Annotated in this window: 15 protein-coding genes; 2 read left to right on the forward strand and 13 right to left on the reverse strand. The window is 68.3% G+C overall.

Going from position 1 to position 12,331, the window contains the following annotated elements:
* Nucleotides 1–13: 13 nt before the first annotated feature.
* Nucleotides 14–934, forward strand: a complete 921-nt coding sequence (locus CFB18_RS09620) for a carboxypeptidase-like regulatory domain-containing protein (protein ID WP_088571599.1) — start codon at nucleotides 14–16, stop codon at nucleotides 932–934.
* Between the two features lie 28 nt (nucleotides 935–962).
* Here CFB18_RS09620 and ptsP read toward each other — a convergent pair whose 3' ends face one another.
* The 13 genes from ptsP to CFB18_RS09685 form a co-directional block, all read right to left on the reverse strand.
* Nucleotides 963–2,672 carry a phosphoenolpyruvate--protein phosphotransferase gene (gene ptsP / locus CFB18_RS09625; protein WP_088571600.1) on the reverse strand — a complete coding sequence of 570 codons (1,710 nt, stop codon included), beginning with the start codon at nucleotides 2,670–2,672 and terminating at the stop codon, nucleotides 963–965.
* Complete coding sequence (locus CFB18_RS09630) at nucleotides 2,669–2,950, reverse strand: HPr family phosphocarrier protein (protein WP_088571601.1); 282 nt, start codon at nucleotides 2,948–2,950, stop codon at nucleotides 2,669–2,671. The genes ptsP and CFB18_RS09630 overlap by 4 nt, the downstream gene beginning before the upstream one ends.
* A 27-nt stretch (nucleotides 2,951–2,977) precedes the next feature.
* On the reverse strand, nucleotides 2,978–3,379 hold the full coding sequence (gene dhaM, locus CFB18_RS09635) for a dihydroxyacetone kinase phosphoryl donor subunit DhaM (protein ID WP_088571602.1): 402 nt from the start codon (nucleotides 3,377–3,379) through the stop codon (nucleotides 2,978–2,980).
* Between the two features lie 10 nt (nucleotides 3,380–3,389).
* On the reverse strand, nucleotides 3,390–3,935 hold the full coding sequence (locus tag CFB18_RS09640; RefSeq protein ID WP_088571603.1) for a type 1 glutamine amidotransferase domain-containing protein: 546 nt from the start codon (nucleotides 3,933–3,935) through the stop codon (nucleotides 3,390–3,392).
* A gap of 49 nt (nucleotides 3,936–3,984) precedes the next feature.
* Complete coding sequence (locus tag CFB18_RS09645) at nucleotides 3,985–4,617, reverse strand: class I SAM-dependent methyltransferase (protein ID WP_088571604.1); 633 nt, start codon at nucleotides 4,615–4,617, stop codon at nucleotides 3,985–3,987.
* Nucleotides 4,590–4,919 carry a succinate dehydrogenase/fumarate reductase transmembrane subunit gene (locus tag CFB18_RS09650; RefSeq protein WP_088571605.1) on the reverse strand — a complete coding sequence of 110 codons (330 nt, stop codon included), beginning with the start codon at nucleotides 4,917–4,919 and terminating at the stop codon, nucleotides 4,590–4,592. Before CFB18_RS09650 ends, CFB18_RS09645 begins: the two co-directional genes overlap by 28 nt.
* A 26-nt stretch (nucleotides 4,920–4,945) precedes the next feature.
* Nucleotides 4,946–5,335, reverse strand: a complete 390-nt coding sequence (sdhC, locus tag CFB18_RS09655) for a succinate dehydrogenase, cytochrome b556 subunit (protein WP_088571606.1) — start codon at nucleotides 5,333–5,335, stop codon at nucleotides 4,946–4,948.
* On the reverse strand, nucleotides 5,332–6,051 hold the full coding sequence (locus tag CFB18_RS09660) for a succinate dehydrogenase/fumarate reductase iron-sulfur subunit (RefSeq protein ID WP_088571607.1): 720 nt from the start codon (nucleotides 6,049–6,051) through the stop codon (nucleotides 5,332–5,334). Before CFB18_RS09660 ends, sdhC begins: the two co-directional genes overlap by 4 nt.
* 20 nt (nucleotides 6,052–6,071) lie before the next feature.
* The gene (locus tag CFB18_RS09665; RefSeq protein WP_088571608.1) at nucleotides 6,072–7,238 is read right to left on the reverse strand and encodes an FAD-dependent oxidoreductase; all 1,167 of its coding nucleotides are present in this window, start codon (nucleotides 7,236–7,238) and stop codon (nucleotides 6,072–6,074) included.
* An 85-nt stretch (nucleotides 7,239–7,323) separates the two neighbouring features.
* Nucleotides 7,324–8,838: a glycerol kinase GlpK gene (gene glpK, locus CFB18_RS09670; protein ID WP_088571609.1), complete on the reverse strand. Its 1,515-nt coding sequence runs from the start codon at nucleotides 8,836–8,838 to the stop codon at nucleotides 7,324–7,326.
* A gap of 36 nt (nucleotides 8,839–8,874) precedes the next feature.
* The gene (dhaL, locus tag CFB18_RS09675; RefSeq protein ID WP_088571610.1) at nucleotides 8,875–9,513 is read right to left on the reverse strand and encodes a dihydroxyacetone kinase subunit DhaL; all 639 of its coding nucleotides are present in this window, start codon (nucleotides 9,511–9,513) and stop codon (nucleotides 8,875–8,877) included.
* Between the two features lie 83 nt (nucleotides 9,514–9,596).
* The gene (gene dhaK / locus CFB18_RS09680; RefSeq protein WP_088571611.1) at nucleotides 9,597–10,598 is read right to left on the reverse strand and encodes a dihydroxyacetone kinase subunit DhaK; all 1,002 of its coding nucleotides are present in this window, start codon (nucleotides 10,596–10,598) and stop codon (nucleotides 9,597–9,599) included.
* Between the two features lie 81 nt (nucleotides 10,599–10,679).
* Nucleotides 10,680–11,387 carry an MIP/aquaporin family protein gene (locus CFB18_RS09685; RefSeq protein ID WP_088571612.1) on the reverse strand — a complete coding sequence of 236 codons (708 nt, stop codon included), beginning with the start codon at nucleotides 11,385–11,387 and terminating at the stop codon, nucleotides 10,680–10,682.
* Nucleotides 11,388–11,792: 405 nt separating this feature from the next.
* On the opposite strand from CFB18_RS09685, the gene CFB18_RS09690 reads away from it, so the two are divergent.
* Complete coding sequence (locus tag CFB18_RS09690) at nucleotides 11,793–12,311, forward strand: DoxX family protein (RefSeq protein ID WP_088571613.1); 519 nt, start codon at nucleotides 11,793–11,795, stop codon at nucleotides 12,309–12,311.
* Nucleotides 12,312–12,331 lie beyond the last annotated feature (20 nt).

Consider the following 12,331-nt stretch of genomic DNA (forward strand, 5'->3'; position numbering starts at 1 on the left):
ATAGGCGGATGCGATGGGGGAGCCTTTCCGATTCCGGCTGTCTATCCCGGCCGCCGGGCTGTTGCTGGCGCTGGGGCTTCTGCTGAGCCCGCGGGCCCAGGGGCCCGGGGAGCGGTTCTTCCCGGAGACCGGCCACACCGTTCGGGAGCCCTTCCTGCGCTTCTTCGAGACGCACGGTGGGGTGGACTTCCTGGGCTATCCGATCACCCCGGCGGTCCCGGAGCCCCCGGATCAGATCCAGTGCTTCCAGTATGCCTGCCTGCGCTGGGAACCCCTGGCGCCGCCGGAGGAGGCCGTCCAGCTCCTCCCCATCGCTGAGGCCATGGGGCTGGGTGCGCCGCCGCTGCCGCCCGAACGCATCCCCCTGGGTCGCCCGTTCCGCCGATATATCCCGGAGACCGGGCACACGGTAAGCGCGATGTTTCTGGCCTTCTGGCTCCGCCACGGCGGCGCGAAGGTCCTGGGGAATCCCATCACAGAGCCTTTCCTGGAGAACGGCCGTATCGTCCAGGTGTTCCAGCGGATGAAGGTGGGATGGGATCCGGTGGATCAGCAGGTGCGGCCGCTGCCCCTGGGGGAGCTTTACGCCCAGGCCCGCGGGATGAGTCCCCGGGTCCCCGCCCGCATCGCCGGGCCCATGCTCGCCCTCCGGGTTCAGCTCCTCCTGCACCGCCCCATCGTGGCCGCCGGGGAAATCCAGCGGGTCACCGTGCTGGTCACCGACGAGACCGGCCGGCCGGTGCCTCAGGCCCGGGTGCGCCTGGAAGTGCCCGGGATGGATCCACAGGAGCGGATCACGGATGAGCAGGGGAAGGCGGAGGGGGCCTTCGGAGTCGGAGCCTTCCCCAGCGGGACACTGGTGGAGGTCCGGGCGGTCGCCTCGGATGGCGTCCGTCAGGCGGAGACCTTCGCGGCCTTTCGAGTCTGGCCGTGAGGACGGCCCCTCTCACTCAGCAGGCTTCTTAGGCGGAGGCCTCCTGGACCAGACGGCGGACCGCAGGGGCGTCCTCCTGTGCCAGGGCGGCCTCGGCCAGGGCCTGAGCCTCCTGCAAGGACCAGCGGCGGACAGCGGCTTTGACCTCCGGCACGCGCACAGGGTTCACGCTGAGCTCCCGGACCCCCAGGCCGATCAGCACGGGCACCGCCTGGAGGTCCCCCGCCAGCTCCCCGCACACCCCTACCCACTTCCCGGTCCCCTCCACGGCGGCCGTCACCTGACGGATCAAGCGCAGCACCGCCGGATGCAGGCCGTCCGCCATCCCGGCCACCGCCGGGTTGGTCCGATCCGCCGCCAGCACATACTGGGTGAGATCGTTGGTCCCGATGCTGAAGAAATCCACCCAGGGTCGGAAGTGCTCCGCCAGCAACGCCGCCGCGGGCACCTCCACCATCATCCCCACCTGCAGGTCCTCCGGCAAAGGGACTCCCTCCCGCGCCAGAGCGGCACGCACCTCGTCCAGAAGCGCCCGGAGCCAGCGGATCTCCTCCACGGTGCTAACCATCGGGAACATGATGCGAAGGGGAAAGCCCGCGCCGGCCCGCAGCAGCGCCCGGAGCTGCTGGCGAAGCAAATCCGGATGCTGGCGCGAAAGCCGCACGCCTCGCACTCCCAGGAAGGGATTGGGCTCGGAGGGCATCGGGAGGTAAGGCAGCGGCTTGTCCCCCCCGACGTCCAGGGTGCGCACCACCACCGGCTTCCCCCCCATGGCTTCCAGGAGCGCCCGGTAGGCGGCGACCTCTTCCTCCTCGGTAGGAGCGGCCGTCCGCTCGAGATAGAGGAACTCCGTGCGCAGCAGGCCGATGGCATCCGCTCCCCTTCGGAAAGCCTCCTGGGCGTCCTCCAGGCTCCCGACGTTGGCCGCCACCTCAATCCGGACTCCGTCGCGGGTGAGCGCCGGCTCGTGGGCGACGGCCTCCGCCTGCGCCCGCTCCGCCTGCCAGCGGGCCTGTCGCGCCCGGGCCTGGCGGATCACTTCCGGGGCGGGCTCGATCTCCACCCAGCCCGCCTCGCCATCCACCAGGAGCGTCGCGCCGTCGGGGACAGCTCGGAGCGCCGATCCCACCGCCACCACGGCGGGCACTCCGAGCCGGCGGGCGAGGATGGCGGCGTGGGCCGTCGGCCCGCCCCCCTCAGTCACGAACGCCAGCACCCGCTGGGGATCCAGACGAACCGTTTCGGAAGGCAGCAGGTCGTCGGCGACAACGATCACCGGATGGGCCGGCATGGCCGGCTCCTCCGGAGCGCCCATCAAATGACGGAGCACCCGGTTCCCCACATCCCGCACATCCGCTGCCCGGGCCTGGAAATAGGGGTCCGGCAACGCCGCCAGCTGGGCGACAAAAGCTTCCACCGCCTGGCTCCATGCGGCCTCAGCGGAAGCCCCTTCGGCCAGCGCCGCCTCCACCTGAGCCAAGAGCTCCGGATCCTGGAGCATCAGGGTCTGGGCCTCGAAGATGGCCAGCTCCTCCGGGGGCAGGTGATCGCGGTTCGCTTCCTGCAGCGCCGCCAGCTCGGCGGCGGCTTGCTGCCGGGCAGCCTCCAGCCGCGCCCGCTCCACCGCGGGATCCTCCCCTCGTGCCCGCAGCGGGCCCCGCTCGGCCCGCCGGAACCACCAGGCCGGGCCGAGGGCGATCCCCGGGGAAGCCGGGAGACCCTGCAGGCGGCGGCTCATCCCCCATCCTCCCCGAACCGCGACTCCACCAGGGCCTGGAGGGTGGCGATGGCCTCCTCCTCATCCGGCCCTTCGGCGACGATCTCGATCTCGTGGCCGTGCTCCGCCCCCAGGGTGAGCACCGCCAGGATCGCCTTGGCGTTCACCGGTGGGGTTCCCCGGGTGAGGTTCCGCACCGTGATGTTCGAACGAAAGCGCGCGGCCGTCTGGACGAACACCGCTGCCGGCCGCGCGTGTAACCCGACCGCGTTGGTGAGCGTGAGCCTCACCTGCCGCATCCGCCTCCGGACCTCCGTGGGATCTCCTCAACGGATCACCTTAGGCATCCGACAAGCCTCCACCGCCGAGGCTTCCACCTCCGTCGCCCCCTTCCCAATGGCGGCCTCCACGGCGGCGACGATGGCCCCCTCGACCAGGGGCGCCTGGCTGAGGAGGATACGCGGGCGGACCTCGGGGGGAAGCATCTCCATGGCCATCTGCGTTCCTATCACCGCGCTCCCCAGATCCATCAGGACCAGCACCTCATCCGCCTGGGAGAGGGCAGCCTCCAGGGCCTCGCGGATCCGCTCGACGTTGGTGCCCAGGGTCTGAGCGTCCAGGCCGCCCGCGGCGAAAATGGGGACACGGCCCTGGGCCATCTGGTCCGCCAATTCCTTCACCCCCTCCGCCAGCTTGGCGCTGTGGGCCACGATCACCAGGGCAACCATGGAGGCTCCCTTATCGAGGCTGAGAGACAGGCTCGCCCACCAGGGCGGCCACCAGCTCCCGGCAGAAGGCCGGGATATCCGGAACCACCCGACCCCAGACCAGATTGCCGTCCCGGAAGGCCGGCTCGTCGACCCAGATCGCCCCGGCGTTGATCAGGTCATCTTTGATCCCCAAACTGCCGGTGGCCCGATGACCCCGCACGATCCCGGCGGAGATCCCCACCTGGCCGCCGTGGCAGATCATGGCCACGATCTTGCCCTGGCGGTAGGCGTCGCGGACCAGGCGGAGGACCGCCTCGTAACGGCGGAGCTTGTCGGGGGCCCAGCCGCCGGGAACCACCACGGCGTCGAAGTCCGTTGCGGAGACCTGATCGGCGGCCACATCCGCCTTCGCCGTCAACCCACCGCTCTTGCTGCGGACCACTTTCCCGGCCTCCAGGCCGACCACGGTCACCGAGGCCCCTTCTTCCTGCAGGCGCATCAGCGGGACCCAGAACTCCAGGTCCTCGAAACCTTCCTCCACCAGGATGGCCACCTTCTTGCCGCTTAAGCGCATCGCCTTTCACCTCCACCCCATGATCTTCCCGCCGTCATGGGTGCCCCGATCAGGCCCCTTCAACAGTGAGCGGCTGACAGGCCGGGCACGTTTCCACCTCCCATACCCGCTCCAGGGCCGCCGCGTCGATGGCCTCGGGGGGTCCCTCCCGGAAGCCGACGGCGCCGCACCGGCAAGCATACCAACCCGGGGGGATCTCCTCAAAAGATCGGGCGGGTCCCAGATCGATCTCCTCCACGCCTATGCGCCAGCGGGCATTGGTGAACAGCCGACGGCAACCCACAGCCCGGAGCTTGCGGATGTAGAGCGGGAACGAGGCGCAGTGTCGCATCAACAGCACCGCGGTGTCCACCGGGGGAAAGGGCCAGGTCCGCGCGTCGGCCCAGACCACGAGCAGGCGCCCCTCCCGGAGCGGGATCGGCCGCTCCCAGCGCAAGATGCCCGGGGAGAGGCCCAGGGCCTGCAGCCCTCGGGCCAGCACCGCCCACTGGCGCTCCACCGCGATCACCCGGGCCCCCGCCTCGACCATCCGCAGGGCCAGCCGCAGATCCCCGGCGCCGATTTCTAAGATGCACTCCCCGGGCCGGAGGCGCTCCAGGATCCTGCGGTAGGCCTCCTCCTCATAGGGCGCCCACAGAGTTTCCCAGTCCAGCGCTATAAGCCTCGGGAGCGGATCAGCCATGAGAGCCACATCCCATAGCCAATGATCCCCAGCGCCAGCAACGTCAGGCCCCGCTTCAGCCAGCGGTCCGTCGCCGGGCGGATGCCCAGATCCAGGAGGATGGCCCGCACCCCCATCAGCGCGTGGGCGGTGACCACAATCAGCAGCGCGATCTCCCAGGCGAAAACCAGGGGATGAGAGAGGTAGGCCACCACATCGCGGTAAGTGCGCAGACCGCCCTCCACCACGAAGTGATTGAAGATCATATGCAGGGCCAGCAGGACCAGAAGAAGCAATCCGGTGAACGCCTGCCAGATCCACATGGCGCGCCTCTTTCCGCAATCTTAAATCATCCTGTCAGCGCGAAGATGGCGTAGACCGCCACCCCGGTGAGCAGCAGGGTCAACGCCATCACCCCCCAGAACAAACGGGCCTGGAGGGGCACCCCGATCCCCAGCCCCAGCAACGTCACCCGGACGCCGTTGAGGGCGTGATAGAGCAGGCCCAGGATCAGGATCCCGTCCAGCGTCAGGAACAGGGGGGATTTGGCGGTGGCGATGAAGGCGTCCCAGGCCTCCGGCCCCTGGGCCAGCAGGCGAAGGACGTACAGGTGGAGGAACAGGTAGATCACCAGGCCGATGCCGGTCAGCCGCATCAGCAAGAAGGCGAGCCCTCCTTCCCGCCTCCCCCGGAGATCCGCCCATCCCCGGGCTCGCTTCCAGCGCGGTTCCGTCGTCATCGTCCACCTCCCAGCCAGCGCCGCAACTTCTCCGCCAACAGGTAGCGACGCAGCCGTCCGATGGCCGCAGCCGGATCTACGTTCGAGGGGCAGACGGCCGTGCACTCCATCGCGGAGTGGCAGCGCCAAACCCCGTGGGGATCATCCGCCAGAGCGAGGAGCCGTCCACGGTCCGCCCCTCGGGGCTCGGCCAGCATGCGCTCGATGGCGGCTAGGGTCGCCGGCCCCAGATAGGCCTCGTCGGCGGCCATCACCGGGCACGCCGAAAGACACAGGCCGCACTCGATGCAATCCTCAAACCGCGTGGCCTTTTCCACCCCTTCCGGCAGCGGGCGGTCGGCCGTGAGCTCGTCCCGCCGGATGACAGCGAAGCCCACGGCCGACATCCGGCGCATCATCGGTGACACGTCCACCAGCAGGTCGCCGAGCCAGGGGAAATGCCGCAACGGCTCCACGACAATCGGGCGATCGGGAGCGAACTCCCGGAGCGGTGTGATGCACATCAGCCGCTCCCGTCCGTTCACCCGGACCCCGCACGCCCCGCACGAGGCGTGGTGACAGGCATGGCGGAAGAGCAGGTCGCGGTCCTGCTCCGCCCAGATCTTCTCCACCGCGTCGATGAGGTAGGCCTCGGCCGGGAGCTCCACCTGATACGTTTGCAGGCGGGGCGGGTTTCCCGGGCGGCCCCGCAGCAGGCGCAGCTGCCATGTGGGCATGCCGGTATCCTCCGGTGCGATCAGGTCAACTCATAGAAGGCCCGATAGGGGAGCAGCGGCACCTCATGGGTCCGGCATGGGATGGAGAGACCCAGCTTGGCGCACACGACGTCGACGACCTTCTCAGCCATCGCCCGGGCGGTGGTCATCTTCCCCCCGGTGATGGTCACAAAGCCCTCCACGCCGTCGGCCGCGTGGTCGAAGCACTCGAAGGTTCGGGAGAGCTCGCGGCCGTCGGCGGCCACCCCCCGCCGCCCCACCAAGGGCCGGGCCACCGCGAAGACCCCCCGGATCCCTCCTTGGGTGTAGCCGGGGATGAACCGTTCGGCGCTTGCCAGGAGCAGGCGGACGTGGTCCTCCGGGATCGGGATGAAATCAGGGTCTTCCACCTTCCAGGAGGTGGTTCCGATGATGGCCGTGCGCCGCTGGGGGACGATGATGTCCCCGTCCCCCGGGAGGTTCAAGCGGTTGATCACCATACGGTTCCAGCGCCGGCCGACGGAGATCATCACCCCCGCGGTGGGGACCACGGGCACGTCCACCCCGGCCATCGCCGCGATCCTCCCGGCCCACGGCCCAGCGGCGTTGATCACCACGTCCGCGCCGATGGTTCGCTGCTGGCCGGTCCGGCGATCCCGCACCTTCACGCCGGCCACCGTCCGACCCTGGAAGACCATGTCCACCACCTCGGTATAGGTGAGGACGGTCGCCCCGTTGCGCCGAGCGGTGGCCAGGAAGGAGAGGCAGAAGCGCAACGGCTCGAACACCCCATCGGGGACCTGGATGGCGGCGCGGATGCCGGGGTTGAGATGGGGCTCCAGGGCCAGGGCCTGCCGCACCGGGATCTCCCGGGCCGGGATGCCGCACTCCTCACAGGCGGCGAGGAACCGCTCCTTGAAGGAGAGGTCCCCTTCGTCCAGGGCGACAAAGAGTCCATCGTTGAGCTCCAGGGCGTCCGGCATGATCCGGCGCAGGATCATGTTCTCCGCGATGCACTCCCGGGCGGACTCGGGGTCTTTCATGGCGTAACGCCCCCCGGAGTGGAGCAGACAGTGATTCCGCCCCGAGGTCCCGGAGGCCACTTCCCCGCGCTCCACCACCGTCACCCGGAAGCCCCGGAGGGCCAGGTCGTGGGCGGTGGCCGCCCCGGTGGATCCGGCGCCGATCACCACCACGTGATAAGCCATCCGGTGTTCCTCCCTTGGCGAAAAGGGGCCGGGCAGGCATCCCCGGCCTCGCCCGGCCCCCTGGGTTCACCGGAGTCCGGGCTCCTTAGAACTCCACCCATCCGAAGGAGCGCTCCACCGCCTTCTTCCATCCAGCGTAGAGCTTCTCCCGGGTCTCCGGATCCATCTTCGGCAACCAGCGCTTATCCTCCTTCCAGTATTGACGGATCTGCTCCGGGCCGCTCCAGAAGCCCACGGCCATCCCGGCGGCGTAGGCCGCGCCCAGGGAGGTGGTTTCCTGGATCACCGGCCGCACCACCGGCACCCCCAGGATGTCAGCCTGGAACTGCATCAGCAGCTCGTTGCGCACCATCCCCCCGTCCACGCGCAGCTCGGCCAGATGGATCCCGGAGTCCGCATACATGGCGTCGAACACGTCCCGGGTCTGGTAAGCCGTGGCCTCCAGGACGGCGCGGGCCAGGTGGCCCTTGTTGATGTAGCGGGTGAGCCCCACGATCACGCCCCGGGCGTCCAACCGCCAGTAGGGGGCGAAGGCGCCGGAGAAGAAGGGCACGAAGTAGATGCCCCCGTTGTCCTCCACCGTGCGGGCCAGGTCCTCCACCTCCGCGGAGGTCTTGATCAGGCCCAGGTTGTCCCGCAGCCACTGGACCAGAGCGCCGGTGATGGCGATGGAGCCTTCCAGGGCGTAGATGCAGGGGCCGTCCCCGAATTGATAGGCCACGGTGGTCAGCAGGCCGCTCTTGGAAGGGACGATGTTCGTGCCGGTGTTGAGAAGGAGGAAACAGCCGGTGCCGTAAGTGTTCTTGGCCATCCCGACATCCAGGCCGGCCTGGCCGACCAGAGCCGCCTGCTGATCCCCCAGGTCCCCGCACACCGGCACCTCCGCCCCGAACAGCCCGCTCTTCGGCGTCTTCCCGTAGAGGCGGGGGTCCGAGGACGGGCGGATCTGGGGGAGCATCTGGCGCGGGATCCGATGGATCTTCAGGAGGTCATCGTCCCAGTCCAGGGTGCGCAGGTTCATCAACATCGTCCGGCTGGCGTTGGAGACATCGGTGACGTGGGCGCCCCCGTCCGGCCCGCCGGTCAGCCACCAGATCAGCCAGGTATCGATGTTGCCGAAGAGGGCCTCCCCCTTCTCCGCGTCCTCCCGCACCCCGGGGACGTTGTCCAGGATCCACTGGAGCTTGGGGCCGGAGAAGTAGGTGGCGATGGGGAGGCCGGTCTTCTCCCGATACATGGCCTCGTAGCCCTCGCGCTGGAGCTGGGCGCAGATGGGGGCCGTGCGGGTGTCCTGCCAGACGATGGCGTTGTAATACGGCTTCCCGGTGCGCTTGTTCCAGACGATGGTGGTCTCCCGCTGGTTGGTCACCCCGATGGCGGCGATGTCCGCCCCGCTGATCCCGGCCTTGGCCAGGGCGTTCTGGACCACCTCCTGGGTGCGCTCCCAGATCTCCATCGGGTTGTGCTCGACCCAGCCGGGCTGGGGGTAGATCTGCTCATGCTCCTTCTGGTCCCATGCCACCACGTTGCTCTCGTGGTCGAAGATCATGGCCCGCGTGCTGGTCGTCCCCTGGTCGATGGCCATCACATATTTCGCCATGGCAAACCTCCTTGTGGCAGATGGATGGGATGTGCCCTACGTGACGTGGCCCCAGGTGTCCGCGGCCGCCTTCAGGATCAGGTAAGAGGAGGTGGCGCCGGGGTCCTGGTGGCCAGCAGAGCGCTCCCCGAGGTAGCTGGCCCGCCCTTTACGGGCCACCATGGGGATGGTAGCCTTCATCCCCTGCTCGGCGGCCTCGGCCATCCGCTGCAGGGCCTTTCCAAAGGAGTCGCTGTTACGGATGGCCTCCTTGAAGGCCTCCAGGGCCGGCAGCAGGGCGTCGACCATCGTTTTGTCGCCCGGCCGGGCCTGGCCGCGGGCAATCACCCCATTGATGCCCGCCTCCAGCGCCTCGGCCCAATCCTCCGGAGTGAGCATGAGCTTGTTGGCGGTCTTCACGCCCATCTGCAGGAAGAACGTGCCGTAAAGCGGCCCGCCGGCCCCGCCCACCGTGGCCACCAGGGTCATCCCCAGGGTCTTGAGGATCGTCCCGATATCCTTATCGGCGACCGAGGGAAGCTTGGCCATGAAAGCCTTGAACCCGCGGTCCATGTTGGCGCCGTGGTCGGCGTCCCCGATCGCTGCGTCCAGCTGTGTGAGGTAATCCCGGTTCTCCTCCAGCACCGCCGCACAACGCTCCAGCCAAGCCACCACATCGTCCCGCATCACCGGCATTTTCGACGACCCTCCGTTTCAAGATCGAGTGAGGGATGGGGGAGCGCGGAACCGCTCCGCCCACCCCCCGGATTCTTTGCATTTTACATCCCCCAGCGCAGCGCCGGGGTCTTGACCGGATGATCCCACAGCTCCAGCATCTCGTCGTCGGCCCGGAGCAGGGTGATGGAGGTCCCGGCCATCTCCAGGGAGGTGATGTAGGCCCCCACCAGGTTGCGGACGATCTGGATGCCGGACTTCTCGCAGATCTCCGCGACCTTGCGGTAGACGATGTAGAGCTCGCTCAGGGGGGTGCCGCCCATGGAGTTCACCATGCAGATCACCCGGTCGCCGGCCTTGAAGGGGAGATCGTTGAGGATGGGCTCCATCAACCGCTCCACGATCTCATCGGCCTTCTTCAGGGGCTCACGATAACGGCCGGGCTCCCCGTGGATGCCGATGCCGATCTCCATCTCATCCTCGCCCAGCTCAAAGGTCGGCTTGCCCACATGGGGCACCGTGCACGAGGTCAGGGCCATCCCCATCGAGCGACCGTTCTCCGCCACCCGGCGGCCCAGGGCAGCCAGGCGCTGGAGGTCGTAGCCGCGCTCGGCGGCGGCCCCCAGGATCTTCTCCGCCAGCACGGTGGTGCCGGTGCCCCGCCGGCCCTGGGAGTAGAGGCTGCTCTCCACCGCCACGTCGTCGGCGATCAGCACGCTCTCCACCTGGTAGCCCTCGCCCCGCAGCAGATCCGCCGCCATGTCGAAGTTCATCACGTCCCCGGCGTAGTTCTTGACGATCATCAGGATCCCGGCGCCCCCGTGGACGGTCTTGGCCGCCTCATACATCTGGTCAGGGGTGGGGGAGGTGAACACCGCGCCGGGGCAGGCGGCGTCCAGCATCCCATAGCCGACGAACCCCACGTGCATCGGCTCGTGGCCGCTGCCGCCGCCGGAGATCACCGCCACCTTCCCCGGCCGGGGCGCGTCGGCGCGATAGACGTAGTTGGGGTTGAAGTGCACCTTGATCAGGTCGGGATGGGCCTTGGCCATCCCCTCCAGCGCCTCCGGGACCACATTCATCGGATCATTGATCAGCTTCTTCATGGCAACCTCCTGACGTATAGGGGAACGAGAGATCGGGGTGGAGGAGGGTTTCAATCCCCTCCCCCACCCGGCGATGCCGGCTCACATCCCCAAGGCGACAAAGAGGAAAGCACCGATCAGGCCACCCACGATGGGGCCGACCACCGGCACCCAGGCGTAGCCCCAGTCGGAGTCGCCCTTGCCCGGAATGGGCAACACCGCGTGGGCGATCCGCGGCCCGAGATCACGGGCCGGGTTGATGGCGTAGCCCGTGGGCCCGCCCAGGGAGAGGCCGATGGCCCACACCAGGAAGCCCACGAGGAGGGGCGTCCAGCCCGCAGGGAGGTCGTTCGCCACAATGGCCAAGACCCCGAAGACCAGCATGAAAGTCCCGATGACCTCGGTGATGAAGTTCAGGGGGTAATTGCGGATGTTCGGGGCGGTGCTGAACACTGCGCGCTTGAGGTCAGGATCGGGCGTCTCCGCCCAGTGGGGGTAGTAAGCCAGCCACACCAGCACCGCGCCGATGAAGGCGCCGATGAACTGCCCAACGATGTAGAGCGGGACGTCCGACCAGGGGAACTTTCCGACCGCGGCAAGGGCGATGGTCACGGCCGGGTTGATGTGGGCGCCGCTGATGCGGCCCACGGCATACACGGCCATGGCCACCGCCAAGGCCCACCCCGTGGTGATCACGATCCACCCCGAGGCCTGGCCCTTGGTCCGGCCCAGGACGACGTTGGCCACCACGCCGTCGCCCAGCAGGATGAGGATCATGGTGCCGATGATCTCTGCCACCCAGGGTGCCATGGTCGCACTCCTTTCGTTATGTCAGGGGCATGCGGACGCTGCCGCTGAGCGGAAACGCACCGATCCGGCAGGACGGACGGGCCGTCCGCGAAAACCCACCGCGTCTCCTCACGCACTCCCCTCACCCCGCTCCCCGGCGCACCTCCTCGCATCGGAATTCAGACCCATTTGTGCGATTTCTATCTTCCCAGACTCCCCGCACATGGGCAAGCGCTGGAGCCGATTTGTTTCAAACTGAAACAATCTACTATCAAAAATGTCTCAAAATGAAACAGACGGTCGGGATCGGAGGCAAGGGTGGGGTGACGGCCCGCGGGGCGCTTACGGAATTCTCAGGGAGGAGAGATATATTTATGCGTGGACGCTGACCCTGGGAATCCGGGTGCAGGAAGGAGGTGAGGGTCTATGTTGCGGCCGGATCTCGGGTGGGCGATCTTGCGCGTCCTGATCGGTTTGCTCTTCGCGGGCCACGGGGCCCAGAAGCTGTTCGGGTGGTTCGGTGGCCACGGCCTCAGCGGGACGGCAGGCTGGCTGGAGAGCTGGAACATCCGGCCGGGCCGTCTGTGGGCGTGGCTGCTGGGATTGGGGGAGTTCATCGGCGGGCTGCTGCTGGCTTTGGGCCTGGCGACGCCGTGGGCGGTCCTGCCGCTGATCGCCTCCCAGCTGGTGGCCATCGTCCGTGTGCATGCGCCGAAGGGGCTGTGGATCGATCGCGGCGGGTTTGAGTATAACCTGGTCCTGGTGGCCCTGAGCGGCTTCTTCGGGCTCTATGGGCCGGGCCGCTATAGCCTGGACGCGGCGCTGGGCCTGACCTGGCCACAGCCCCTGGCCTTCGGGGTGACTCTGATCCTCGCGGTCCTCATCGCGCTCATCGCCCTGACCGCTCCGGGCTGGGCGCCGCGACTCTTCCGGCAGGCGGCCTGAAGGGCCTTGCGGCTTTCACC

It is taken from the genome of Thermoflexus hugenholtzii JAD2, from assembly GCF_900187885.1.
In the GTDB taxonomy this organism is placed as follows: Bacteria; Chloroflexota; Anaerolineae; order Thermoflexales; family Thermoflexaceae; genus Thermoflexus; species Thermoflexus hugenholtzii.

Coding starts and splice junctions, on each gene's coding strand:
- CFB18_RS09620 (WP_088571599.1), top strand. CDS start 14: ATGGGGGAGCCTTTCCGATTCCGGCTGTCTATCCCGGCCGCCGGGCTG.
- ptsP (WP_088571600.1), bottom strand. CDS start 2,672: ATGAGCCGCCGCCTGCAGGGTCTCCCGGCTTCCCCGGGGATCGCCCTC.
- CFB18_RS09630 (WP_088571601.1), bottom strand. CDS start 2,950: ATGCGGCAGGTGAGGCTCACGCTCACCAACGCGGTCGGGTTACACGCG.
- dhaM (WP_088571602.1), bottom strand. CDS start 3,379: ATGGTTGCCCTGGTGATCGTGGCCCACAGCGCCAAGCTGGCGGAGGGG.
- CFB18_RS09640 (WP_088571603.1), bottom strand. CDS start 3,935: ATGCGCTTAAGCGGCAAGAAGGTGGCCATCCTGGTGGAGGAAGGTTTC.
- CFB18_RS09645 (WP_088571604.1), bottom strand. CDS start 4,617: ATGGCTGATCCGCTCCCGAGGCTTATAGCGCTGGACTGGGAAACTCTG.
- CFB18_RS09650 (WP_088571605.1), bottom strand. CDS start 4,919: ATGTGGATCTGGCAGGCGTTCACCGGATTGCTTCTTCTGGTCCTGCTG.
- sdhC (WP_088571606.1), bottom strand. CDS start 5,335: ATGACGACGGAACCGCGCTGGAAGCGAGCCCGGGGATGGGCGGATCTC.
- CFB18_RS09660 (WP_088571607.1), bottom strand. CDS start 6,051: ATGCCCACATGGCAGCTGCGCCTGCTGCGGGGCCGCCCGGGAAACCCG.
- CFB18_RS09665 (WP_088571608.1), bottom strand. CDS start 7,238: ATGGCTTATCACGTGGTGGTGATCGGCGCCGGATCCACCGGGGCGGCC.
- glpK (WP_088571609.1), bottom strand. CDS start 8,838: ATGGCGAAATATGTGATGGCCATCGACCAGGGGACGACCAGCACGCGG.
- dhaL (WP_088571610.1), bottom strand. CDS start 9,513: ATGCCGGTGATGCGGGACGATGTGGTGGCTTGGCTGGAGCGTTGTGCG.
- dhaK (WP_088571611.1), bottom strand. CDS start 10,598: ATGAAGAAGCTGATCAATGATCCGATGAATGTGGTCCCGGAGGCGCTG.
- CFB18_RS09685 (WP_088571612.1), bottom strand. CDS start 11,387: ATGGCACCCTGGGTGGCAGAGATCATCGGCACCATGATCCTCATCCTG.
- CFB18_RS09690 (WP_088571613.1), top strand. CDS start 11,793: ATGTTGCGGCCGGATCTCGGGTGGGCGATCTTGCGCGTCCTGATCGGT.